Annotated in this window: 21 protein-coding genes and 2 tRNA genes; 10 read left to right on the top strand and 13 right to left on the bottom strand. The window is 39.6% G+C overall.

Features of this window, described 5'->3' with window-relative positions; translation table 11 throughout:
- Positions 1-3: 3 nt before the first annotated feature.
- From tuf to T489_RS0108910, 3 genes are all read right to left on the bottom strand, one after another.
- Complete coding sequence (tuf, locus tag T489_RS0108900) at positions 4-1,188, bottom strand: elongation factor Tu (RefSeq protein WP_031579702.1); 1,185 nt, start codon at positions 1,186-1,188, stop codon at positions 4-6.
- A gap of 85 nt (positions 1,189-1,273) precedes the next feature.
- Positions 1,274-1,348, bottom strand: a tRNA-Gly gene (locus T489_RS0108905).
- Between the two features lie 23 nt (positions 1,349-1,371).
- Positions 1,372-1,456: transfer RNA gene (locus T489_RS0108910), tRNA-Tyr, on the bottom strand.
- Between the two features lie 266 nt (positions 1,457-1,722).
- On the opposite strand from T489_RS0108910, the gene T489_RS0108915 reads away from it, so the two are divergent.
- Positions 1,723-2,586, top strand: a complete 864-nt coding sequence (locus T489_RS0108915; RefSeq protein WP_051621945.1) for a type I pantothenate kinase — start codon at positions 1,723-1,725, stop codon at positions 2,584-2,586.
- Positions 2,587-2,605: 19 nt separating this feature from the next.
- Here T489_RS0108915 and T489_RS0108920 read toward each other — a convergent pair whose 3' ends face one another.
- Genes T489_RS0108920 through murA form a run of 3 tightly spaced genes read right to left on the bottom strand, consistent with a single transcriptional unit; the run spans position 2,606 to position 5,928 of the window.
- Positions 2,606-3,622, bottom strand: a complete 1,017-nt coding sequence (locus tag T489_RS0108920; protein ID WP_031579704.1) for a biotin--[acetyl-CoA-carboxylase] ligase — start codon at positions 3,620-3,622, stop codon at positions 2,606-2,608.
- Positions 3,610-4,623 carry a UDP-N-acetylmuramate dehydrogenase gene (gene murB / locus T489_RS0108925; RefSeq protein ID WP_037319421.1) on the bottom strand — a complete coding sequence of 338 codons (1,014 nt, stop codon included), beginning with the start codon at positions 4,621-4,623 and terminating at the stop codon, positions 3,610-3,612. The genes T489_RS0108920 and murB overlap by 13 nt, the downstream gene beginning before the upstream one ends.
- A gap of 45 nt (positions 4,624-4,668) precedes the next feature.
- Positions 4,669-5,928, bottom strand: coding sequence for a UDP-N-acetylglucosamine 1-carboxyvinyltransferase (murA, locus tag T489_RS0108930; RefSeq protein ID WP_031579706.1), 1,260 nt, complete (start codon positions 5,926-5,928; stop codon positions 4,669-4,671).
- 315 nt (positions 5,929-6,243) lie between these two features.
- Here murA and T489_RS0108935 point away from each other — a divergent pair, with 315 nt between their 5' ends.
- Positions 6,244-7,164 carry an aldo/keto reductase gene (locus T489_RS0108935; RefSeq protein WP_031579707.1) on the top strand — a complete coding sequence of 307 codons (921 nt, stop codon included), beginning with the start codon at positions 6,244-6,246 and terminating at the stop codon, positions 7,162-7,164.
- 73 nt (positions 7,165-7,237) lie between these two features.
- Here T489_RS0108935 and T489_RS0108940 read toward each other — a convergent pair whose 3' ends face one another.
- From T489_RS0108940 to T489_RS0108960, 5 genes are all read right to left on the bottom strand, one after another.
- Positions 7,238-7,486 (bottom strand): STAS domain-containing protein, encoded by a 249-nt coding sequence (locus T489_RS0108940; RefSeq protein ID WP_031579708.1) that lies wholly within the window; start codon positions 7,484-7,486, stop codon positions 7,238-7,240.
- A gap of 9 nt (positions 7,487-7,495) precedes the next feature.
- Positions 7,496-8,131 (bottom strand): MlaC/ttg2D family ABC transporter substrate-binding protein, encoded by a 636-nt coding sequence (locus T489_RS0108945; RefSeq protein ID WP_031579709.1) that lies wholly within the window; start codon positions 8,129-8,131, stop codon positions 7,496-7,498.
- Between the two features lie 192 nt (positions 8,132-8,323).
- The gene (mlaD, locus tag T489_RS0108950; RefSeq protein WP_051621947.1) at positions 8,324-8,857 is read right to left on the bottom strand and encodes an outer membrane lipid asymmetry maintenance protein MlaD; all 534 of its coding nucleotides are present in this window, start codon (positions 8,855-8,857) and stop codon (positions 8,324-8,326) included.
- A 10-nt stretch (positions 8,858-8,867) separates the two neighbouring features.
- Entirely contained in the window at positions 8,868-9,647 is a 780-nt protein-coding gene (gene mlaE, locus T489_RS0108955) for a lipid asymmetry maintenance ABC transporter permease subunit MlaE (RefSeq protein WP_031579711.1), read from the bottom strand.
- On the bottom strand, positions 9,647-10,435 hold the full coding sequence (locus tag T489_RS0108960; RefSeq protein ID WP_031579712.1) for an ATP-binding cassette domain-containing protein: 789 nt from the start codon (positions 10,433-10,435) through the stop codon (positions 9,647-9,649). The genes mlaE and T489_RS0108960 overlap by 1 nt, the downstream gene beginning before the upstream one ends.
- Positions 10,436-10,915: 480 nt before the next feature.
- Between T489_RS0108960 and T489_RS0108965 the strand changes: the two genes are divergently transcribed.
- The 5 genes from T489_RS0108965 to lptB all read left to right on the top strand — a co-directional run bounded on the left by T489_RS0108965 (position 10,916) and on the right by lptB (position 18,703).
- Positions 10,916-16,081, top strand: coding sequence for a DUF4011 domain-containing protein (locus T489_RS0108965; protein WP_031579714.1), 5,166 nt, complete (start codon positions 10,916-10,918; stop codon positions 16,079-16,081).
- Positions 16,082-16,253: 172 nt separating this feature from the next.
- Positions 16,254-16,808: a 3-deoxy-manno-octulosonate-8-phosphatase KdsC gene (kdsC, locus tag T489_RS0108970; protein ID WP_031579715.1), complete on the top strand. Its 555-nt coding sequence runs from the start codon at positions 16,254-16,256 to the stop codon at positions 16,806-16,808.
- Position 16,809: 1 nt separating this feature from the next.
- Positions 16,810-17,424, top strand: coding sequence for an LPS export ABC transporter periplasmic protein LptC (gene lptC, locus T489_RS0108975; protein ID WP_031579716.1), 615 nt, complete (start codon positions 16,810-16,812; stop codon positions 17,422-17,424).
- Entirely contained in the window at positions 17,390-17,959 is a 570-nt protein-coding gene (gene lptA, locus T489_RS0108980; protein WP_031579717.1) for a lipopolysaccharide transport periplasmic protein LptA, read from the top strand. The genes lptC and lptA overlap by 35 nt, the downstream gene beginning before the upstream one ends.
- Before the next feature lie 15 nt (positions 17,960-17,974).
- A complete protein-coding gene (gene lptB, locus T489_RS0108985; protein WP_031579718.1) occupies positions 17,975-18,703 on the top strand; it encodes an LPS export ABC transporter ATP-binding protein in 729 nt (242 codons plus the stop codon).
- 56 nt (positions 18,704-18,759) lie between these two features.
- Here lptB and T489_RS0108990 read toward each other — a convergent pair whose 3' ends face one another.
- A complete protein-coding gene (locus T489_RS0108990; RefSeq protein ID WP_031579719.1) occupies positions 18,760-20,355 on the bottom strand; it encodes an RNA polymerase factor sigma-54 in 1,596 nt (531 codons plus the stop codon).
- A gap of 727 nt (positions 20,356-21,082) precedes the next feature.
- Between T489_RS0108990 and hpf the strand changes: the two genes are divergently transcribed.
- Complete coding sequence (gene hpf / locus T489_RS0109000) at positions 21,083-21,370, top strand: ribosome hibernation-promoting factor, HPF/YfiA family (RefSeq protein ID WP_031579720.1); 288 nt, start codon at positions 21,083-21,085, stop codon at positions 21,368-21,370.
- An 18-nt stretch (positions 21,371-21,388) separates the two neighbouring features.
- Positions 21,389-21,871 (top strand): PTS sugar transporter subunit IIA, encoded by a 483-nt coding sequence (locus T489_RS0109005; RefSeq protein WP_198020450.1) that lies wholly within the window; start codon positions 21,389-21,391, stop codon positions 21,869-21,871.
- 77 nt (positions 21,872-21,948) lie between these two features.
- On the opposite strand, the gene rpoH is transcribed toward T489_RS0109005, so the two are convergent.
- On the bottom strand, positions 21,949-22,788 hold the full coding sequence (gene rpoH / locus T489_RS0109010; RefSeq protein WP_198020451.1) for an RNA polymerase sigma factor RpoH: 840 nt from the start codon (positions 22,786-22,788) through the stop codon (positions 21,949-21,951).
- A 637-nt stretch (positions 22,789-23,425) separates the two neighbouring features.
- Between rpoH and T489_RS14940 the strand changes: the two genes are divergently transcribed.
- Positions 23,426-23,622, top strand: a 197-nt coding sequence (locus T489_RS14940; protein WP_198020452.1) for a hypothetical protein, incomplete at its 3' end; no start/stop codon positions are given.

Consider the following 23,622-nt stretch of genomic DNA (forward strand, 5'->3'; position numbering starts at 1 on the left):
AGATTATTCGATAACCTTAGCAACAACACCAGCGCCTACAGTACGGCCACCTTCACGAATTGCGAAGCGTAAACCCTGTTCCATAGCGATTGGGTGAATTAAGGTAACGATCATCTTAACGTTATCACCAGGCATAACCATTTCTGCACCACCTTCTAATTCAATAGTACCGGTGATATCGGTAGTTCTGAAATAGAACTGTGGACGGTAACCCTTAACGAATGGAGTGTGACGACCACCTTCATCCTTGGTTAATACGTATACTTCTGATTCAAACTTGGTGTGTGGAGTGATTGAACCTGGCTTTGCAACTACCTGACCACGTTCAACTTCTTCTCTCTTGGTACCACGTAATAAGATACCTACGTTATCACCAGCACGACCTTCGTCGAGTAACTTACGGAACATTTCTACACCGGTACAGGTGGTCTTTGCAGTATCACGGATACCAACGATTTCAATTTCGTCGCCTACGTGAATGATACCACGTTCAACACGGCCGGTTACTACGGTACCACGACCTGAAATTGAGAATACGTCTTCGATTGGTAATAAGAATGGGTGATCGATATCACGTACTGGGTCAGGAATGTAGGTATCGAGAGTCTTAGCTAATTCGATAACCTTTTCTTCCCACTTAGCTTCACCGTTTAATGCACCTAATGCAGAACCACGGATGATTGGGGTGTCATCACCTGGGAAGTCGTATTCAGATAATAAATCACGTACTTCCATTTCAACTAAGTCTAATAATTCTTCATCGTCTACCATATCGCACTTGTTTAAGAATACTACGATATATGGTACACCTACCTGACGTGCTAACAGAATGTGTTCACGAGTCTGTGGCATAGGACCATCAGTTGCAGCTACTACGAGAATAGCACCATCCATCTGTGCAGCACCGGTGATCATGTTCTTTACATAGTCAGCGTGACCTGGGCAGTCTACGTGTGCATAGTGACGGTTTTCAGTTGAGTATTCAACGTGTGAAGTGTTAATGGTGATACCACGGCTCTTTTCTTCTGGAGCGTTATCGATCTGGTCGAATGCTCTTGCTTCACCACCGTAGGTCTTTGCTAATACAGTAGTGATAGCTGCAGTTAAAGTAGTCTTACCATGGTCTACGTGACCGATTGTACCTACGTTCACGTTAGTCTTTGTACGTTCAAACTTTTCCTTTGACATACCTAGTTCCTCTAATAAAGTGATCACTGTAGGCATGAAACGCCACAGTTTCAGACGATGTGAAAATTATTAAATAAACAAAACATGGAGCGGGCAGCGGGAATCGAACCCGCATCACAAGCTTGGAAGGCTTGGGTAAGAACCATTATACGATGCCCGCCCTAATCGTATACAAACCATGAATGGTGGAGGGGGAAGGATTCGAACCTTCGAAGACAGAGTCGGCAGATTTACAGTCTGCTCCCTTTGACCGCTCGGGAACCCCTCCAGTCAGGTTTTACAGGAAATAACCTTTAAAGTTACCCTGTGGGTGCGAATATTACATGAAAAGATTAACTCATGCAACACCTATTTGTTAATATTTTACATTTTTCTCAAATTTTTGGCTGTTACATCGTATTTACGCACAATATTTAATCAATATTTCCAAAAATCTGCTGTCATAAATATCTTTTACAACTTTTATTATTTTTACATTCTGTTTATTATAGAATACCTAGGTTTATTGAGTTGTTAATACCTTAGGTAACTGTCATGAATAAGTCAAAACATAATTATGAAACTCTGTATTCATCTCCTGAGTCAGAAGAAATAATATTAACCAAGAACATGCTGATAAATTGTTATGGCATCGAACCTGTTGCGGATGCCGTAATAGACAGTCTGCTACGAAAGAACAATTCCGCATTAACTGAACCTAATCCCAAAATCATAATAGGTATTTCTGGCAGTGTTTCCGTAGGTAAATCAACTTTTTCGGATTTACTGTTATTATCGCTTAACAGACGTTACCCGCAATTAAACAAGCAGGTAGTTTCAACAGACAATTTTATTTATCCGACAAGGATTCTTAAGGAAAGGAATCTTCTTTCGCAGAAAGGTTTTCCCGTCTCATATGACTATCCGAAACTTATCCAGTTTATTGAAGATTTCAAACACGGAAAAAACAATATTGCTTACCCGCTGTACTCACATAAACTTTACGATATATCTGACTCTCCTCAGTTTTTAACAGACTGTAACATACTAATGCTAGAGGGAATCAATGTTCTTTCAGACAGTTTCATCCCTGAGAATTCCCCTGTAACAGCCAACGTAAGAGATTTTCTCGACATTTCACTATTTATCGAAGCTTCAGAAAATGATTTGTTTTACTGGTACAAAAACCGATTTATGTCTTTAATTGAAGATGCAAAAACAAATCCCGAAGAGTCAGCTTTCAAAAAAATGATTCACATGACTCAGGATGAACTGAATAATCTCATGCACTCCTTATGGAAGAATATAAATTACAAAAATTTTATTCAGTACATCCAGCCATCCATGATTCATGCGGATCTCATTGTAAACAAAGCAAGAAACCATTCAGTTACCAGCATCATAAGAAAACTTCCTTAAACTTGTAAAGGACAAATACTTACAATCTGCCTTTTATGCCGGTATCCAGATTCTCGGGAAGACGGAGGCTTACATCACCAACCAAAATCTCCTTTTCTTCCCCGTTCTCTGTGCTGAGCAACAGTGCTCCTGATGAGGTTATTCCCATGTTGATGCCATATGTTAAATTCTTATCAGTTACGACAACAACTTCCCTTCCCCTGTAAACATCAAACTCGTTAAAAAGTCTTACAAACGAACTTAAACCATGTTTGCGGTATTCCTGCAGGTCTGCATCAATATACGAACAAAGTCTCAGTAAAAAAAGCGAACGCGAATCACTGTCATTTCCGGCAACCCCCACACAGTCCATATACCTATTGGCCGCCAAGGCATCAAGAGTGAACAAAAAGTCCCTGGTCGTGTTCAATCCTATACCTATCACCACACGTACAGAATCAGTACTACAGGTGGATTCAACCAGAATACCTCCGGCTTTTTTTCCATCTATATACACATCATTTGGCCACTTAAGACCTACGTTTTTCTGCCCCAACTCTCTTAAAGCATTAACTACGGAAACACCGGCAACGATACTCAACCCGCCAATCTCAGTGACATCATCGAAATTACATGCATAGCTGAACATTATCTGATCGCCGAATCTTGATATGAATTTACGTCCGCGTCTGCCTTTTCCACCGGTCTGATAACCGGAAACCACAACTGAACCTTCTGCGAAATTACTTTTTCCTATTAGATATGAATTCGTAGATTCTATGGAATCAAAATATTCAAGATTAGGTCTTTTTTGTAAAATGGTTTTGTTGTAAAACAAGGGAATATACTGCAATTGATACCCCCTACCTACAACCTTATTAAAACGGAGACCGTTTTCTGTAAGATTTTTAATGTGGTTCATTACTGATGTTCTGGTTTTCCCTATCGCATCACCAATTTCCACACCGCTGTGAAATTTTCTGTCTGACAGGATTTTTAAAATTTTGTATTCGTCAGACGTAAACATAGTAGCACCAAAGCTTCCTATAAAACGCATTCACCGTTTCTCCCAAAAATTCTCACTTCAGGAACAAGCTTAATGCCGAATTTTTTATGTACTTCAGATCTAACGAATCTTGCAACATTGACCACTTCATCCGGAGTCGCCTCACCATGATTTACAACAATAAGCGACTGCTTATCGTACGTTCCTGCATTGCCTAGTCTCAATCCCTTGCAGCCGGCTTTTTCAATCAGCCATCCAGCTGCAAGTTTTACATTATCATCACCTTCAGTAAAATACCCGGGAACAGTATCATACTCAGCCTTGAGTTCTTCATAAGTGCTAATGTTCACAGTCGGATTTTTAAAGAAGCTTCCGGCATTACCTATTACTTTAGGATCCGGAAGTTTTGATTTACGGACATTAACCACATGTTCATAAATCTGCTCAGCCGTTGTCCCCTGCAGTTCTGCCAGTGAGGCATAATTCAAATTAGGTTTCCATTCTTTTGGAATCTTTAATTCCACAGCCGTAATAATATATCTTCCGATATTTTCCTTTTTTTTAAAAATACTGGTTCTATAGCCGAATTCGCAATCTGAAGCCTTAATCCTGGCAAGCTTATTGTTATTTAAGTCCAGTACTTCAACATAACGGCAGAAATCTGAAAATGACGCACCGTATGCGCCAATGTTCTGAACAGGGGCAGCACCGGCAGTGCCTGGAATAAAAGCAAGATTTTCCAATCCGTAAATCCCGCGCTTAATACAGGTTCGGATAACATTATCAAACCTTTCACCCGCCTGAATCTTCACGAAATGATAGTTGGCATCTTCACTGAATTCGTAACCGAGCAATCTGTTTATCAGAACAACTCCGTTAAAATCATCGGTAAAAAGGACATCGGATCCCTCACCCAGCACAATAAATGGCAATCCGGATTCCTTAATTTTTTTAAAAGCCATGTCAAACATGACAAAATCATTGATAACGAATCCGTATGTCGCTTCCACATCCAAACCAAAGGTATTATAGGCTTTCAAATTAAAAGACATATCATAAACTCCTTATATTACAAATGATGAAGCGACCTATACAGCCTATTCAGGAATCCGTTCTATGCATCCGCCGAGGGCACGGAACTTTTCTTCTATTTTTTCGTATCCGCGATCCATATGGTAAATTCTGTCTACAATGGTGGTTCCCTTGGCTATAAATCCAGCAATAACCAATGACGCACTGGCACGAAGATCTGTAGCCATTACCTGAGCTCCGCTAAGTCCGTTACAGTCGCGGCAGATTGCACTGTTTCCCTGGAGTTCAATATTAGCTCCCATACGATTAAGCTCTGGAACATGCATAAATCTGTTTTCAAAAATCGTTTCCGTCACTACACCGGTCCCCTTGGCAATAGCATTCAGCAATGTGAACTGAGCCTGCATATCCGTAGGAAACGCAGGATACGGAGCTGTAGTAATATTCACAGGCCTAAGCTCTCTGTTTCTCATATCAAGCTTGATATAGTCATCACCACACTCAACCAATGCACCGGCTTCTTCTAGTTTTGAAATAACCGCCGTCATGTTCTTTGGATCGGTCTTGTGGCATGTTATGCAGCCTCCACTCACAGCAGCAGCCACAAGAAAAGTACCAGTTTCAATTCTGTCAGGCTGAACTGTATATTCACCGCCATGCAATTTATCCACGCCTCTTACAGTGATATCATTAGTTCCTTCCCCACTGATATCAGCGCCTAGAGTTTTAAGGAAATTAACAAGATCAACAACTTCAGGCTCTCTTGCGGCATTCTGCAATCTGGTTTCACCATAAGCCAGTGTTGCAGCCGACACAAGGTTTTCCGTACCGGTTACAGATACCATATCCATGTAAATGTGAGTGCCTACAAGCCTGTTATTTACGCGAGCCTTGATATAACCTGATTCGATTTCAACATTTGCGCCCATCTGTTCAAGACCATGAATATGGAGGTTAACAGGTCTTGCCCCAATGGCACAGCCACCGGGAAGTGACACATCTGCAGTACCAGTTTTAGCAGCAAGAGGTCCCAAAGTTAAAATTGAAGCACGCATGGTTTTAACAAGTTCATACGGAGCCTGTGAATTTGTTACGGTACCGGTTATCTCATAACTGCTTTCATCAAGCTGTTTTACTGTCTTTCCGGAAATTTCCAGTAATTTAAAAGAGGTCTTAACATCCCTTAAGTTAGGAACATTGTGTAAAACAACCGGCTCATCAGTAAGAATTGTGGCAAGAATAATAGGTAAAGCCGCATTCTTAGCCCCTGAAATAACGACATCTCCGATAAGAGCCTTTCCACCTTCAATCTTAAATTTATGCATAATCAGTGACCATTACAAGGTATCAACAATCAAATAACAAACCGTCAAAATTTTACAAATGTTTAGTACAAAACTCAACAATAAACGTTGTTCGTAACAACTTGTTTATTACAAATTAATACGATCCTATGATTTTGAATGGACCGACTTATTTTTTTAAACATGCTGGTTCTACCATACTTGAACAACTTTCAATATCACTTTATTCTTTAATTTCTAAATGTAATTCCAATTTTCACAAACTGAAATGATATTTCTCATTTAATGTATGACATAATGATTAGCATTTTAATCTTGTGTTGGGGAAGAGCATATATGAATATACTGAATAAGATTCAGCAGGAAAAAAACAACCACAGAATTATTTCAGGCATGATGCGACTGACAGGTAAAGGACATGATGAAGCCATGAACTTTTTGGATCATGCCTATGGCAAAGGAGTCATCTGGTTCGATCATGCCGATATTTACGGCAATGGAGATTGCGAACGTACTTTTGGAACATGGCTTAAATCACGCAATATTCAGAGAAATAATCTCATCATTCAATCTAAATGCGGTATAAGACCAGGAGTATGCTATGACAACTCTCAATCATACATTCTGAAGTCTGTTGACGATATTCTGAGCCGTCTCGGATGTGACTATCTTGATGTTTTTCTTATTCACCGCCCGGATGCTCTGTGGGAACCGGAAGAAATATCCTCAGCTTTTGACAAACTCTACGACAGCGGCAAAGTCCGAACTTTCGGGGTTTCAAATTTCAATCCTGTTCAGATTGAATACCTCCAGAAACATACATCACACAAGATATCATTTAACCAGATGCAGCTGAGTCTTGCTTTTGCCCCGATGATTTCAGAAGGACTGGAAACAAACACATATTCACAGAACGGGCTTAGCAGAGCTATGGGAATACTTGATTACTGCAGACTTCATAACATTACAATACAGACCTGGAGTCCGTTACAGTTTGGAACTTTTAACGGTTCCTTCATAGACAATCCGAACTACGGGCAGCTTAATACAAAGCTTTGGGAAATAGCACAACGCAACAACGTATCCAAAACCGCCATAGCCGCCGCATGGAATCTCAGAATAGATAAGAATGTTCAGGTCATTTCAGGAACCACAAACCCGGAACATCTGGATGATTTTCTACAGGCTCCCAATATTACACTCACCAGAGAAGAATGGTACAGCCTCTATACTGCGGCAGGATACTCGCTCCCTTGATATCTGCTGTTTCTAAAAAATAAGACCATGGTTAATCCCATGGTCTCACTGCGATAAACAATTCAAATCTTCATCAATCTGTTTCAACAGAAAACAAATCATTAAGCTTGAACAGTTTTATAAGGTTTATTGCCTCCTTCGGCGGTTTAATAATTCTCAGTCTGTTTTCATGTTCCTTGGCCCATAGAACCAAAAATGAAATGCCAGCAGAATCAATCTTATCAACAGAGCTAAGATCGGCCACACTGTCTGAAAACAGTGTTTTCCTGTCTTTCCATAGTTTTTCAACACTGTTGAAATCTAGTGAACCCTCTATTTTCATTTATTTTTCCTACTTACTTGCAGTTGCTGCAACGTGTTCATTAAGCTGCTTACTTACCGCATCAATACCTTTATCCCTGATGAGGCCGCTTAATTCAGACTGCTTGGCGCTTAACAGACTTATGCCTTCAGCAACCATATCATAAATCTTCCACTGACCTGTCTTCTTGTTCTTACGTAATTTGAAAATCACTTCCAAATCAGGAGCCCCTTCTTCTTTTACAAAAACTTTTACAGATATAAAACCATCATTGTCATCAATCTTGTTAGGTTTCTGAACCTCCACAGTCTGAGTGGTATACTTTTTTAACGCGTCAGCATATGTTGCAATAATATAATCAGTAAAAGCCTCAACAAATCTGGCACGCTGTTCCTCATTGGTCTGCTTTAAATTCTGATTAATAACCTTAAGAGATGCATATTTATTATCAATGTACGGAAGAAGTTCGGTTCTGATAATACCTCTTGATACATTGCTGTCATTGAGCTTGTCTTTGTTGGCCTTGATGGATGCAAACGTATTGTCCGCAAGTGCTTTTATTAACTTATACGGATCACTTGAATCCACCGGCTCTGACGCAAATGAATTTAAAGAAAAACATACAAATATGACAGCCAGTGCGGCCTTAAAAAATCTTTTCAGCATTTAATTCCCTCTTTATGCGAGGCATCTCATACAAAGCATGCCAGCGATTTATAATTTATGTAGATCTTTTCCGATCACATTCTTTTAGATTAAAAAAAACTCAGATAATTCAAAAATTTCTTTTTTTAAATAATTAACTGCTCAGAAACCAAAGTAACCAAGCAGTCAGATATTCAAACAGGCACCTAAATTCTACTGTTCGTTTGACGCTTCAGCAGCCTGGGCTACTCCACCTGACTCAGATGATGAACTGTCAGACTTATTGACGGAATAAAGGAATTTACCAATCAGATCCTCAAGAACAATGGCTGAACCAGTATCATTGATTCTGTCTCCATCCTGCAGGTAAGTAGTTCCCATATCTTCATCATAGAATCCCGGAGTTATACCTATATACTGCTCACCTATCAGCCCCGCTGTAAGAATGGAAGCCTTACTCTCGCTTGAAAGGGTATTGTATTTCTGCTGTATTTCCATTTCCACGACGGGAACAAGTTTTTCAGGATCGACATGAATTTCTGAAACTCTGCCTATAACCACACCGCCAATCTTCACGGGGGCTCGTAATTTTAATGAGCCGACATTGTCAAAATAACCGTATACCCTGTAAGAATCGTCTTTGAAATCAAAGGACAGACCGGCAACCTTGAGTGCCAGCATAACACCACAAAATATAGCAGCTACTATAAAGCATCCTACTGCAAATTCAATTTTACTAAATTTCACTTTCTATTCCTTAAAACATTACGGCAGTTAATACAAAGTCAAGACCTAAAACAGCCAATGACGACTGAACCACAGTATTTGTGGTGGCCTTGCTTATACCCACTGAAGTAGGAACCAAATCGTAACCGTTAAACAGGGAAATCCAAATTACGGTCACTGCAAAAACAATACTTTTCACGGCACACATCATCAGATCGTTCCAGAAATCAATGGAACTCTGCATACCGCTCCAGAATATACCGTCATCAACACCCAGCCAGTCTACACCTACAAGCTTTCCGCCATATATACCTACCAGGGTGAAAATCACTGTAAGCAGAGGGAGCGAAATTACCCCTGCCCAGAAACGAGGTGCAATGACTCGTCTCAAAGGATCCACTGCCATCATTTCCATGGAGGACAGCTGTTCTGTCGCCTTTTTCAAACCGATTTCTGCCGTTAGAGCCGAGCCGGCTCGACCTGCAAACAGTAATGCAGCCACTACAGGTCCCAGTTCTCTGATAATTGAAAGTGCAACCATCTGTCCCAGTGCACCTTCAGCCATAAAATCCACAAGAACATGGAATCCCTGCAATCCCAGAACCATTCCGATAAACAGTCCTGAAACAACTATGATACTGATGGACTGGACACCTTCGATATAAATCTGTCGGATAAGCTGAGGGAAATTCTTACGGAACTGAGGTTTACCTACCAAAGAGTAGAACAGCATTATGGTAGCCCTACCTATGGCAGAAATCCTTCGCTGCCCCCAGTTTCCCAATTTTAAAATCAGATTCAATAGAAACATTACAAATCCTCTAGATAATCAACTTCTGTAGGATAGTTAAACGGAACGGGCCCATCATACTCGCCGTTTATAAACTGCTTTACACGAGGATCCTTTGACTTTTTAAGTTCTTCAGGAGTACCTCCGGCAACAACCTTGGTACCGGCCAGAATATATGCATAATCAGCAATTGTCAGGATTTCTGATACATCATGGGTAACTACTATAGAGGTCAGTCCTAAAGTTCTGTTCAGTGTCTGGATAAGTCTCAACAGGACAGCCATAGTGATCGGATCCTGTCCGGTAAAGGGCTCATCATACATTATAAGCTCCGGATCAAGTGCTATGGAGCGGGCAAGAGCGGCTCTTCTTGCCATACCACCGGACAATTCATGAGGCATCAGATTACTGGCCCCGCGCAATCCGACTGCTTCCAGCTTCATAAGAACCATGTCTCTTATTATTTCTTCAGGAAGTTTCGTATGCTCCCGTATAGGATATGCAACATTGTCATAAACATTAAGATCTGTAAAGAGAGCACCGCTCTGGAAAAGCATGCTCATTCTTTTACGAAGCTTATAGAGGTCTGATCGGTTAAGCTTATGAACGTCTATACCGTCAAACATTATGGAACCTTTATCCGGGGTTATCTGCCCCCCGATAAGTCTAAGCATAGTCGTTTTACCGGTACCGCTCGGTCCCATAAACGCAGTTATTTTTCCTTTTGGGATTTTAAGATTTACATTTTCATAAATAGTTCTCTGACCGTATGAAAACGACATATCTTTTATTTCTACTAGATTATTCATATATTTCCAGTATTACTTTTGAAAAAACAGGTTGAGGGAGGCTGGCAAATCTTTACTTTTTCAAATTTCCTATTCCCGTAAACACATTCATAAATTAATGCGACCTGCACATCTGTTTACTTTACTGTAGATTCTGTTTATTAGTCAAAATTTTTATCAAATAGTTGCATGATTATTTGTGACTGTCTGAATTTGCAAAAAATATCTCCAAATGTTTTGTCCTTTTGTTGCTGACGATAAAACTATCTTACATAAGACATGCAGACACCGGCCCTAGAAACAGTACTGTTTCCTGTATAAATCAATGTTTTATCCCCTATCTGTCATAAAACAGTAAAAAAAATGTACAAACATCCTTATATTAGAATAAAATTTTGAAAAAGTCGGCTAATCCGCACGTTCTCCAATCTCCAGAACATATAAACACATCATCACTATATTCAGAACGCTGCTTAATATTGTAAATCATGGGGCTAATGTATGAGTAATGAATACAACTCAACGATGAGCGAAAATCAGATCAGAAAACCAAGAGTTGAAATTTCTGCAGACATAAATGAAACTCTTAATTATGTTTCATTTCACAATAACGAAAATTTTTTCAACACCATTATTGTTACCACTGATACGCATCTTATGTCACCATCTCTGGAAATCAGTTTTGATTCCGGAATTTCTGAAACGTTTACTGAACATATTACTGAAATAGATGCAGGGGACAGCTATATTCTGGAAAATCCCAAGGTTGTTTTCAAACCGCTTGTACTCGCCTCATATACCGACAGTTTCAAAGACGTGATATCTATTGTACTGAAAGATCAGAGCGGACACGAACTTGCAAAATATTCCAGAAATATTGAAATACAGGCTCGTGATTTCTGGAACAACAGCAAATACGAAATGCTTGCATCGTTTGTTACCCCAAATTCTCCCGCGTTAACAGGTCTGCTAACAAGTGCGAATAAAAAGCTTAAGGAAATCAATCCTGATTTATCTTTCGATGCTTATCAGAGCAACAATATCAATTATATCAATCAGCAGTTTTCAGCTATCTATCAGGCTGTTCAGGAACAGCAGATAAGATATCAGGTTGCTCCCGCATCATCCCACATAAAAAACGGCCAGAGAATACGAAGCTGCGAAAGTATTCTTCAGGAAAAAGCCGGTAACTGTCTGGATTTAAGCTGTCTGCTTGCCTCCATGCTGGAAAATGTAGGTCTTCATCCTCTGCTTATACTGTTTAAAGATCACGCTTATGTAGGCGTGTGGACCAACGGAGAGCCATATCCAAGTACTTCGATTGAGGATCGTGAAACAATCCTCAAGCACTCGGCAGACAAAATTCACGACATCATTCTTGCTGAGAGCACCTGTCTCAACGGAACCTCAACATTTGATGAAGCGGTCTCCGCTGCAGACAAGACCTTAAAAATTAAAGATTTTTACATGGCTCTTGATATATTCCGCTGCAGATTAAACGGAATCAAACCTCTGCCTCAGCAGGTAAAAAAAGAGAATGGTTCCATTGAACTTATTCAAGACAGCACGTTTGAATCAGTTATCAGACCTCAGAATCTTGATCCTTTGGAAATACGCATCAGTGAAAACAACCGTGATAAACTAACCCATCTGCAGATTTGGAAAAACAAACTGCTGGATCTGAGTCTGCGTAACAGGCTTTTAAATCTGCGTTTTGAAAAAGGTGCATGTCAGATCCTTATCAGTTCTCTGGCTGACTTCGAGGACAGAATATTCTGTAATGAGAAATTCACCTTAAATACCCTGTCCGAATCAATGATTAAAGAGTACGAACAGAATAACCGTACACTGACTGACACATTGAGTCAGCTGGTCAAAGAAGATGAGAAGAGCGGAAATCTGCACATTCCTGTCTCTGACGAAATTACTCTGAACAAAGAACTGCAGAAACTTTACAGGGAATCCCAGACATCAATGGAGGAGAACGGGGCCAATTCGTTCTTTTTAACCATGGGACTGCTAAAGTGGTACGAATCTGATACTTCGTCATCACCTAAATACGCTCCTATCCTGATGATTCCTGTGGATATAAGCAGAAAAAACAGCCGTTCTCCATTTGAACTTACCGGCAGAGAGGAAGAAACCATCATCAATCATACCTTGCTGGAAATGCTCAGGCAGACTTTCGAAATTGAAATTCCTTCACTGGATCCTCTTCCAAAGGATGATAACGGAGTGGATGTTAAAAAGATTCTGGCGATTTTCAGAAAAGCCATTATGCAGATGCACAGATGGGATATAGAAGAAAGAGCAGGCATCGGTAACTTTTCTTTCAGAAAATTCGTTATGTGGCAGGATCTGGTTGCAAACGAAGAATTTTTCAAAAAGAACGACCTGTTCAACGCTCTGTGCAATGGTACCGTTGCCGGGGAAAAATTCACCGCCCCTAAAGATATTGAAAAACCGATCGACGAACGCTTCTCGTTTGGTCAGCTGTGCCAGCCAATAATGGCTGACACAAGCCAGCTTGACGCCTTATGGCAGGCCTCCTCAGGTCGAAGTTTTGTGTTACAGGGACCTCCTGGAACAGGTAAATCACAAACTATTACCAACATAATAGCCGATGCTCTGGCAAAGAAGAAAAAAGTTCTGTTTGTTGCTGAAAAAATGGCAGCATTAAGTGTTGTTTACCGACGTTTATCAAAGCTCGGACTGGCTCCGTACTGTCTGGAACTGCATTCCAATACTCAGAGAAAAAGCGTGGTTCTTAACAGACTGAGCGAAGGTCTTCCTCAGATGCCTAAGGAAAATCTGAACGATTTTTCCCTGCTTTGCAAAACACTTAACAATCAGAGAAATGAAATACAGAATGAGATATCATCACTTCACGAAAAAAAGTGTGCGAACCTGAGCGTCTATGATGCCATGTGCATTTCCGCCAAGGCTCAGGATGTATCTCCTCTGAACATAGGCGAGGAATTTCTCAGAAACACTACGGCAGAAAATGTTCAGCAGGTCAATATGTCTCTCAGAGAACTGGCTCTTCTGAGTCAGAGCGGTGACAATTTTGCAGAAAATCCTCTGCACCTGTCCCGTCTTTCCGTAATCCCAGAATCTGAACTTAACCTTTCTGCTGATAAATTCAAACAGGATGAAACAAAAGCCCTTTCTTCTTTGGAAGCTTCTGAAAATATACTTGGTATCCGACACGACGGCATGGATGTTTTCCGACAGGTATCAGTTATAGAACAAATCAGTCATTTGCTTTGTACTCCTGATATCAGCAGAGAAATTCTAACTTCTGAATCTGTAAGTGAAATATCCTCTCAGGTTTCAGAAACGGTTAAATGTTTAAAAAAGCAGAAACAGCTGGCTTCCGATCTCGGTAAAAATGCGAGGGATGTTCTGTCCGTAGATATTCACAGTCTCCTCAAAGAGTGGGAACTTGATGAACAGAAATTCTTCATTTCAAGATTTTTCTCTCACAAAAACAGTATATCCACACTGCAGAAAACACTCGGAGCTGATGTAAAGGTTACATCAGATAATTTCAAGGAACTGGCGGAAAAAGCTGAGGAATTCAGTCAGCTTGAAAAAAGCATAGGTACACAGGTGACTTCTCTTAACAACGCCTGCCCTAAACTCGCCAAAATGTTCAGCACCGCTCCTGAAAAAGCAGAAACATGTACGGAAAATACCATAAAAGTAACTGAAGGCCTGAAACAGCTTGAAAATGAACTTAACGGATGCCGGATAACTGACAATATAAATACTTATCTGAAAAAATCGGAAAACAGTATTGAATATTTAAATCTCCAGCTTTCAGAAATCCTTACATCCTTAACAGCATTTACAGAAAACCTGCATAATGTTTTCGATTATTTCAAGGTATCAGCCCATGATTATCCTGTTGAAACTGAAAATATCGGCAGATGTGCTCTTGCAATGATTGAAAATAAAGCAAACCTCAGAGAATGGATTGATCTGAACATTCGTCTTGAAAAAATAGCCGATAACGGATTTACTCAGCTATCCGAAGATATACGACATGGCAGAATAAAGTCAACCGTGGGTGACCATTATGCTGATCTGGTACTTGCAAAAACAATATGCAACTACTACCTGAACCACGATTCTACTTTGGCTGGATTCAAAGGAATTCTGTTCTCAGACAAGATGACTCAGCTTAATGAAAACACCTCTAAATTCAGAGAAGGCTGTAAGAACTCGCTTCTGACAGCAATGGAACACTATAGAAAAAATGCAGATAATAATGAAAATTTATCGGAAGAGAAAACCTTCCTTAACAGAGCCATTAAAAATCACGGTCGCAAACTCAGTATTCGTTCCATTTTTGACAATATAAATAATCTCCTTCCTGAAATGTGTCCATGCATGCTGATGAGTCCTTTATCAGTTGCCCAGTACCTTTCACCTGAAAAATATCAGTTTGACCTCATTATTTTTGATGAAGCCTCACAGCTCCCTACATCAGAGGCTGTAGGAGCCATTGCCAGAGGCAGACAGCTGATTGTTGTAGGAGATCCTAAACAGATGCCTCCGACAGATTTCTTCTCGGCAAAACAGACAGACATACCTGATGAACTTGAAGATCTGGAAAGCGTTCTTGATGACTGCATGGCTCTTGGTATGCCTGTTACGACACTTAACTGGCACTACCGCAGCTCTCATGAAAGCTTAATAGCGTTCAGCAACATCATGTATTATGAAAACAAGCTGTGCACATTCCCTTCACCTGATGATCAGATGTCAAAAATCACCTATGTTGAAGTTAACGGTTTATACGATCGCGGAGGGTCCGGCAGAAACAAGGAAGAAAGCAAAAAAACCATTGAATATCTGGCCAATTTCCTCAGTGATGATAAGAATCTCAACACCTCTATCGGTCTGCTTACCTTTAACAGCAGGCAGCAGGCTCAGCTTGAAGATGATCTGGAAAAACTCTACAGAGAAAAGCCGGAGCTTGAAAACAGGGCTCTCCAGCTGCCTGAACCAATTTTTATTAAAAATCTGGAAAACGTTCAGGGTGATGAAAGAGACATCATTGTATTTTCCATAGGTTTCGGTAAAGACAGCAGTGGAAGAATTACCATGAATTTCGGTCCGCTTAACAGAGCTGGCGGAGAAAGACGACTTAACGTAGCCATCACCAGAGCCAAGAAGGAGATGGTGGTATTCTCCTCTCTGGATCCTGATTTAATGCACCTTACAAATCTTTCTTCTGAAGGAGTAAGAGGACTTAAATCATTCCTTACCTATGCAAAAAAAGGATACAAGTATCTTCCTAATCAACAGAATATGCATGCATGTAAGAATGACAGACTGATTGAAGTTCTCGCTTCCCGACTTAAAGAACACGGATATGACAGCACCACCAGTCTGGGTACCTCAAACTTCAAAATTGATCTTGCAATCAAAGATCCTTCAGACAGCAACAGATATATTGCATGCATTATGAGTGACGGCTATGGCTTCTCTTCTGAATACGCCATTGCCGATAAGTGTTGCGGACAGCCATCCGTACTGAAAGGTCTGGGATGGAAAGTCATTCGCATATGGAGTTGCGAATGGTATAAAAACCCAGATGTCGTTTTGGAAAAAATATTGAACGACCTTAAGGATATAACCGGAAACAAAACTGTCTAATATTCAAATTAATTAACTGAGTATCATGCAATACTCAGTTAATTTCCAATCTTTTTACAGTTTTTGGTAAAATGGTGCAATGAGGATATTCAGTTCAGTATTCTCAAAATGTTTCGTTTACGGAAAGGAGATACCAATCCTTTCTCCTGCGGTTTGATAAGGGAAGTTTACAATGTCACTTACAAGCTTAACTCCATACGGCACTGTATCTGAATCATTATTGGAGCGAATCAGAAATATTAAAATTTTACTCAGTGATGTTGACGGTGTGTTATCTGACGGAAAAATATATATTTCAAATTCCGGTGAAGAAATAAAAAATTTCAACACCAAAGATGGTTTCGGTATTGTTGCCATACAGAAGCTTGGCGTCGGTTTCGGTGTGATTACAGGGCGCGAATCTGAAATTGTAAACATCAGAATGAAGTCACTTAAGGCAAGATACGTTTATCAGGGAATCACTGATAAAGTAGCAGCCCTGATGCAGATAATTAACGAATCTGGGGTATCAGCCGATGAAATTGCATACATAGGTGATGATGTGATAGACATAACCGTATTTAACCACTGTGGCATGTCATTCTGTCCAAGAGACGCTCATCCGATTGTTAAATCTGTTTCAGACTACATCTGTCATCTGGATGGTGGTAACGGAGCAGTAAGAGAGGTATGCGATCTTATATTAACGGCACGTGGCAGACTTGACAGTGTAGGAGCAAGTATTTGATATGTTACAGCGCCTGTTGAGGATTTTACCTCTTTTCATACTGCTCATCTGTTCATACTACTTTTATAACTGGGTAAGTGTTCAGGAACAGACAGAGAGAGATAAATTACTGGAAACACAGCCCGTATTCTTTGCCCGCCATGTTTCCACCAGCCAGTACAATTCCGATGGTATGCTTTACGGAAAAATTCAGGCAGAGGAAGCTGAATACTTTCAGGGACTGGATCAGACTAATTTTACCAGTCCTACAATAATCTACTCTCCTGCCCTTGATAAAAAAAACAAGGATCTGGGTAAACTGAGAACAAACAATGACAGTTTCTGGAAAATTGAAGCGGAAACAGGATCAATGACAGGATCAGCAGATACCATATTTCTCAGAGGAAACGTGGTTGCCAGTACCACTGGAACAGAAAGCATCATCAGGGAAATACGAACTTCATACCTGGAAATTGATCTTGGTACAGATGAGGTAAGAACACCTGAGCAGGTGGACATTATCGGAAACCAGTTTACTAATCACGGTAAAAAATTTAAAGGCCAGTTAGCCTCAAAATACTTTGAATTATCAGAGGATTGCCATGCAACATATAGCGGATTTACTCAAAATAAATAAATTCACCTTTGCCTGTCTGTCTTTCTGTATTGCAGGTATTATTAATATAGCCGAAGCAAAACAGAATGATTTCAAGGAAACCATTAGCATCGATTCAGGCAGACAGATAGCTGATCTGGGCTCAAACAAAATAACTTTTATGGATGATGTTGAAATTAAACAGGGGACTATCCGCATCACTGCAGATAAAGTTGAAATCATACGTAATGAAAAAGGCCAGATAAAGAGTGCTACCGCTTTTGGTAAACCTGCCGTCTTTTCACAAATTCTGGATAACGGCAAGCCTGTCACTGCTAAAAGTACTACAATTGCCTACTATCCTGAAAGACAAACAGTTGAACTTAAACAGAAAGCATCAATAGAACAGGGATCATCCAAAATTACCAGCGATACCATTACATACAATATCGCTAAAGAAAGAATAGAAGCTTCATCAGATGATTCATCCGGTAAAAAGGGAAATCGTGTGACCACTGTATTCATTCCTGAAGAATTAAAAGCTCAGATAGATGAAAACAAAGCAGAAAAAAAGTAATAAAGAGTAATTTAAATGAGTACACTAAGAGCAGAACATCTCTTCAAGCAATTTAAGTCTAGGGTTGTAGTTAATGACGTTTCCCTCAGTATAAAGAACGGGGAAATCGTCGGTCTTTTAGGTCCAAACGGAGCCGGAAAAACCACATCATTCTACATGATTGTCGGAATTATCAAAGCTGATAACGGTCATGTATTTATTGACGATCAGGAAATTACTCACAAACCGATGGATCAGCGAGCAAGTTACGGTCTGGGTTATCTTCCTCAGGAAGCATCCATATGGCGTCGTCTGACAGTTCGTGAAAATCTGATGGGTGCACTGGAACTTAACAAAAAAATCCGTACCAAAAACGACAGATACGCAAGAATGGAACATCTGCTTCAGGAATTCAGAATAGAGCACATTGCCAACAATACAGGCATGAGCCTTTCCGGTGGTGAACGCAGACGAGTGGAAATCGCCAGAGCCCTGGCCTCGGATCCTCAGTTCATTTTACTGGACGAACCTTTCGCAGGTGTTGACCCCATCAGTGTAGGTGAAATTAAGGGGATCATTGAACAGTTGCGCGGTCGTGGAATCGGTGTTCTTATCACAGACCACAATGTTCGTGAAACTTTGGACGTATGTGAACGAGCCTATATTGTAAATCAGGGAAATATGATTGCCTACGGTAAACCTGAAGAAATTCTTAACAACGAACTTGTTAAAAAAGTTTATCTGGGTAATGACTTTTCAATATAGGTCGATTCTTTAATATCAAATCCATGAAAACAGCCTGTTCCGGCTGTTTTGCATTTTTACATAGTCTTTCTCTGACTTGATGGAGGGATATTAAGAGATTCCCTATACTTGGCAACTGTTCTTCGAGCTACCTGTATTCCATCTTCCTCAAGAATTTTTGACAGCTGACTGTCAGATAAAGGTTTTTTCTGATTTTCCTCACTGATAAGCTTTTTAATCTTGGCTCTTATTGCTGTTGAGGAAATTTCATCACACCTGTCAGTGGAGTTTACGTGACTGCTGAAAAAGTACTTGAGCTCAAATGTTCCTCTGGGAGTGTGTATGTATTTTTCAGTTGTAACTCTGGATATGGTGGATTCATGAAGATTGGTTTCGACAGCTATATCATTAAGAACCAGAGGTTTCATAAACTGTTCACCGCGCTCAAAGAAATCCTGCTGATGCAAGACAATACACGAAGCCACCCTGTACAGAGTCTCATTTCTCTTGTTGACACTCTGTATGAAAGAATGAGCTTCCTGCATGTGATTTCGGATATACTGACTTTCCTTGGGGTTTTTCACATTACTGCACAACTGACAGTATGTTTCGTTCAACCTGATCTTCGGAATTGAATTAGGATTCAGTTCTGCTATCCAAACTCCATCCTTCTTGTGAACGGACACATCAGGAATAACATACTCACTCTTTTCCTGCGGAATACAGTTACCTGGTCTTGGCTCAAGTTTTGTGATAATCTCTATTGCCTCTTTGAGAAGATAACTGTTCTTTTCCTTGATTTCCAGATTCTTGGCCAGCGTACGGAAATCTTTTCTACCCAGCAGTTCAAGATAATCACTTACTATTTTTCTGGCAAGAACGACATTATCATCATCACCGAACTGATTAAGCTGTATAAGCAGAGATTCCTGAAGATTGCGGGAAGCTATTCCCACCGGATCAAAATGCTGAACAATACAGAGCACTCTTTCTGCATCATCAATTGTGACCTCAGGAAATTCAGGCTTTACAGCCAAAAGAATATCATCAAGACTTTCAGTAAGGTATCCTGACTCATTGATTCCGTCAATAATAGCCTCAGCAATCAGATGATCCATATCATTCATCGGCGTTAGATTGAGCTGCCAGTTCAGATGTTCTGCCAAACCATAGGCTGTTGCCCCCTGAAAGTCTTCCAAATCATCACTGTCAGTATTACGCGTCCTTCCAGAGGAAACACCGGCGTTATATGACTCCTGCCAAAAATCTACGTCACTCTGGCTGTTATCCGATACTGAATCAGAATCATCACGGGCAATGGAAGAATCACTGCTGTCATCCCCTTTTAAAGGAGAATACTCATTGTCCCGGCTTCCTTCAGCATAGGGAGCATTATCCAGTGAAACTGTTGGATCGTTATTGAACGGGGTAATATCATCATTACTGTTTTCCAGTCTATATTCCTGTTCCCTAATTTCATCCAGTGAGGCAATATTGCTGTTATCATTGTCACTTTCATCCATTTCAAGAAAAGGATTCTTATCCAAATTTTCCTGAATCTCATGCTGAAGCTCAATGGTTGACAGCTGCAATAATCTTATTGCCTGCTGCAACTGTGGAGTCATTGTCAGAGTCTGAACATTGACTTGATTTAAATTTAATCCGGCTTTCATAAAACACCTGATACAAGCTTTACAAATCCATGGCTTCCACGGTTTAATAACTACAACTTAATTATTTCATTTCTGTTTTCTGCTTGACAGAAAAAACCAGCATGCAACATTTACATCAAATTGGATTTAGTTTTGATTATCTTTTGGGAAAGGCTGGAAATATTATAATTATTGCTTATGTACAAAATATGCATTTTATGCATGATCCATACCTTATTGTCCCTGTTTTGATTTTATAGTTTTTATTCTCATGAGGCAAATAACTTTTCTTAAATTTAATATTTTTAAAAATCTTTGCAATACTTCCAGCTCTATCTTTAAATTCATCAATTTACAGATATGTACAGAAAAAAATTACCTGATAAAAAGTCTCACGACATAATAGTCTGCGGCAAAATGCAGCTTTTCAGAAAAAAGACAATAAATAGATACAATGCAAAAACCATCTAACTGTTGATAATTTACACAATTTCCAAAGGGATTAGTTTATTTTTTCTACAAACTTTATTCAAAAGATAGTTTCTAGTCACTTTTCCATAATTTATTGCTAGCTTATATTAAAAATCGAATATAGAATGAAATTAAGTAGAGAGAAGAAAAAACTTGTTTTTACTTAATCTGGCCACCTGACATAACACACAGAAGAGAGATAGGCTGTGGCTTAGATGTCATTCCATTGTGGCTCGTATTCTTTATGTAATCTATCCTATTATTAAGGAGTGTGCCTATGCAGATTACTATCGTTGGTCATCACGTTGAAGTAACCGATGCTCTTCGTGATTATGTTAATAGCAAGATGGATCACCTTAAGAGACTCGAAGACTACGTTAAGTCAATTCATGTTACCCTTAGTATCGAAAATCAGCAGCTTCACAAGGCTGCAGCTAAGGTTACTGTAACCGGCAACGATCTCTTTGCAGAATCAATTGAAGAAACCATGTATGCTTCTATTGATGCCTTAGCTGACAAACTTGAACGTCAGTTGGTTAAGTATAAAGAAAAACTTACCCAATAATTTAAGATGTCTCATTTTTTGAGTGAATTACTAGAAAAGGACAGTGTGTTAAGCCCTGTCCTTTGTTATAGTAAGAAAAAAACATTTGAAGTTATTTCCACCGCAGCCAGTAAAAAGGTTGGGATCCCGACTATCAATCTATTGAAACTTCTTAATGATCGCGAAGATTTAGGCAGCACATACATAGGCAATGGTTTTGTTATGCCACACGCAGTCATTCCAGACGATGCAAAAGAAACGGCAATCCTGCTAATCCTTGATAAACCTATATGCTACAACCTGGAAGAAAACACTTTTGCTGACGTTTTTCTGGCTTTTTTCCTTCACGAAAAAACAGCTGCTGAGCACGCTGAAGAGCTTGAGCTAATCTGCAAGGATCTTGGTGACTCTATTAAAATCAAACAGCTTCGTTTTATCAAAAATATTTCAACACAGGTTCATGTTTCCTTACTGCGCCATTTTGATTCAGCATTGAATGATGAAAAAAGTGAAAAAGATTAATTGTCATACCGTATAAAACAGGAACCGGAGTCCACAACAGAACTCCGGTTCCTCATTTATCGTGTAGTAATATTCACTTATTCAGCTGATTCAAGAGAAACCTTGATCTTAGCCATCGTAGCCTTCTCCAGCTGACGCACTCTCTCAAGAGAAACACCAAGCTCCTCAGACAGTTCACTCAAAGTAGCCTTTTCACTGTCCAGCCAACGTCTCTTGATAATGTGATAAGACCTGTCATCAAGCTTGCCTAAAACTTCATTCAGGCGCAACATCATTGCTCGGTTTGAATCAGAAGTTTCATAATTCAGACTGAAATCTGAAGATGTATCAACAAGATAATTTGCAGGAACGTTTTCTTCCTCTGCATCACCGTCTGTAGTATACCCATCATAAGCGACATCATTAGAATTAAGACGTACTTCCATTTCATTTACATCGTTGGCAGTTACCCCCAGCTCGTCAGCAACCTTTGCTGTATCGGTCATATTCAGCCAACCTATCGATTTCTTCGTAGCCTGACGCAGCTTGAAAAACAGCTTTCTCTGAGCCTTTGTGGTAGCAACTTTAACAAGACGCCAATTTTTAATTACGTAATCATGAATTTCAGCCTTAATCCAGTGGACAGCAAAAGCGGCCAGACGTACTCCCTGAGAAACGTCAAAACGCTTCACAGCTTTCATCAATCCCACTGTTCCTTCCTGAATTAAGTCAGCAAGTGGCAATCCGTAACCGGTATAACCTCTGGCAATACTAACTACAAATCTTAAATGTGCAAGAACAAGCTTTCTGGCTGATTCTATATTACCACTTGAGTGAAAATCAGCAGCAAGATCGTGTTCTTCCTCTGCTGTAAGTAAAGGAATAGCATTTACTGCACGAATATAACCATCGATGTTACTGCTAGGAACTAACATCATAGAATTCGGATTCAGCGTCATTTTACAATATCCCTTCATTAAAATTCTTTATCTTCAACCACCTGTTGGCCTTCTATATCAAAAGCCCCAGACCGAAATGGTATATTACACTTTAAAACATAAATTAACCATTCTCTATCATCTATAGACAATAAACATCGTGATTTGTTTCAAAGTTACATCATAAATAATAGATCAAAATGAATCGTTTTTGTTAAATTTTTTACAATATTTATCCACCGACAGCATGTCTCTTAACGACTGTTTTTGACTAGATTTTATAAACAGGAGGTAATAAAAATCTCAACTTTCCCATTTAATTTTACGGGATAAAACCTTAATCCGTCGGTTTAGGTGTTCTTTAAAAACTAGCGTTGATTTTTACGTCAGTTTGTGGTGATTTTCTTTCCGGAAAATAAATCCTCCCTCATACACATCACAAACAACTATATCACGTAAGACAATATGAAACGACCTCCACGAATGAATGCAAATCGTGGATTTACCGTGTAAACTGTAGACGTTAATAAAACAGAAACGGATTTACCGCATACATTGAATGAATTTACTACATACATTGTATGAATTTACTACATACATTGTATGAATTTACCACATACATTAAATGAAGGTCGTTATGAATAAGATAATATATATTGGAATGGATGTCCACTCTTCTAACTTTACTTTGTGCTCTTTTGAACCAGGTTATGGCATGTCTGAAGATAAAATATTCGGTCAGGTGCAGTTTAAGGATGACCTGATTAAAAATACCGAGAAGTATATCTGTAATCTGAAATCACAGAGAAAGGATATTGATATTGTCTGTGGTTA

Origin of the sequence: Ruminobacter sp. RM87 (assembly GCF_000701925.1) — a bacterium.
Taxonomy (GTDB): Bacteria; Pseudomonadota; Gammaproteobacteria; order Enterobacterales; family Succinivibrionaceae; genus Ruminobacter; species Ruminobacter amylophilus.

What these genes read in the sequence shown, in the direction of transcription:
- tuf (WP_031579702.1), bottom strand. Translation starts at nt 1,188, where the DNA reads ATGTCAAAGGAAAAGTTTGAACGTACAAAGACTAACGTGAACGTAGGT.
- T489_RS0108915 (WP_051621945.1), top strand. Translation starts at nt 1,723, where the DNA reads ATGAATAAGTCAAAACATAATTATGAAACTCTGTATTCATCTCCTGAG.
- T489_RS0108920 (WP_031579704.1), bottom strand. Translation starts at nt 3,622, where the DNA reads ATGCGTTTTATAGGAAGCTTTGGTGCTACTATGTTTACGTCTGACGAA.
- murB (WP_037319421.1), bottom strand. Translation starts at nt 4,623, where the DNA reads ATGTCTTTTAATTTGAAAGCCTATAATACCTTTGGTTTGGATGTGGAA.
- murA (WP_031579706.1), bottom strand. Translation starts at nt 5,928, where the DNA reads ATGCATAAATTTAAGATTGAAGGTGGAAAGGCTCTTATCGGAGATGTC.
- T489_RS0108935 (WP_031579707.1), top strand. Translation starts at nt 6,244, where the DNA reads ATGAATATACTGAATAAGATTCAGCAGGAAAAAAACAACCACAGAATT.
- T489_RS0108940 (WP_031579708.1), bottom strand. Translation starts at nt 7,486, where the DNA reads ATGAAAATAGAGGGTTCACTAGATTTCAACAGTGTTGAAAAACTATGG.
- T489_RS0108945 (WP_031579709.1), bottom strand. Translation starts at nt 8,131, where the DNA reads ATGCTGAAAAGATTTTTTAAGGCCGCACTGGCTGTCATATTTGTATGT.
- mlaE (WP_031579711.1), bottom strand. Translation starts at nt 9,647, where the DNA reads ATGTTTCTATTGAATCTGATTTTAAAATTGGGAAACTGGGGGCAGCGA.
- T489_RS0108960 (WP_031579712.1), bottom strand. Translation starts at nt 10,435, where the DNA reads ATGAATAATCTAGTAGAAATAAAAGATATGTCGTTTTCATACGGTCAG.
- T489_RS0108965 (WP_031579714.1), top strand. Translation starts at nt 10,916, where the DNA reads ATGAGTAATGAATACAACTCAACGATGAGCGAAAATCAGATCAGAAAA.
- kdsC (WP_031579715.1), top strand. Translation starts at nt 16,254, where the DNA reads ATGTCACTTACAAGCTTAACTCCATACGGCACTGTATCTGAATCATTA.
- lptC (WP_031579716.1), top strand. Translation starts at nt 16,810, where the DNA reads ATGTTACAGCGCCTGTTGAGGATTTTACCTCTTTTCATACTGCTCATC.
- lptA (WP_031579717.1), top strand. Translation starts at nt 17,390, where the DNA reads ATGCAACATATAGCGGATTTACTCAAAATAAATAAATTCACCTTTGCC.
- lptB (WP_031579718.1), top strand. Translation starts at nt 17,975, where the DNA reads ATGAGTACACTAAGAGCAGAACATCTCTTCAAGCAATTTAAGTCTAGG.
- T489_RS0108990 (WP_031579719.1), bottom strand. Translation starts at nt 20,355, where the DNA reads ATGAAAGCCGGATTAAATTTAAATCAAGTCAATGTTCAGACTCTGACA.
- hpf (WP_031579720.1), top strand. Translation starts at nt 21,083, where the DNA reads ATGCAGATTACTATCGTTGGTCATCACGTTGAAGTAACCGATGCTCTT.
- rpoH (WP_198020451.1), bottom strand. Translation starts at nt 22,788, where the DNA reads ATGATGTTAGTTCCTAGCAGTAACATCGATGGTTATATTCGTGCAGTA.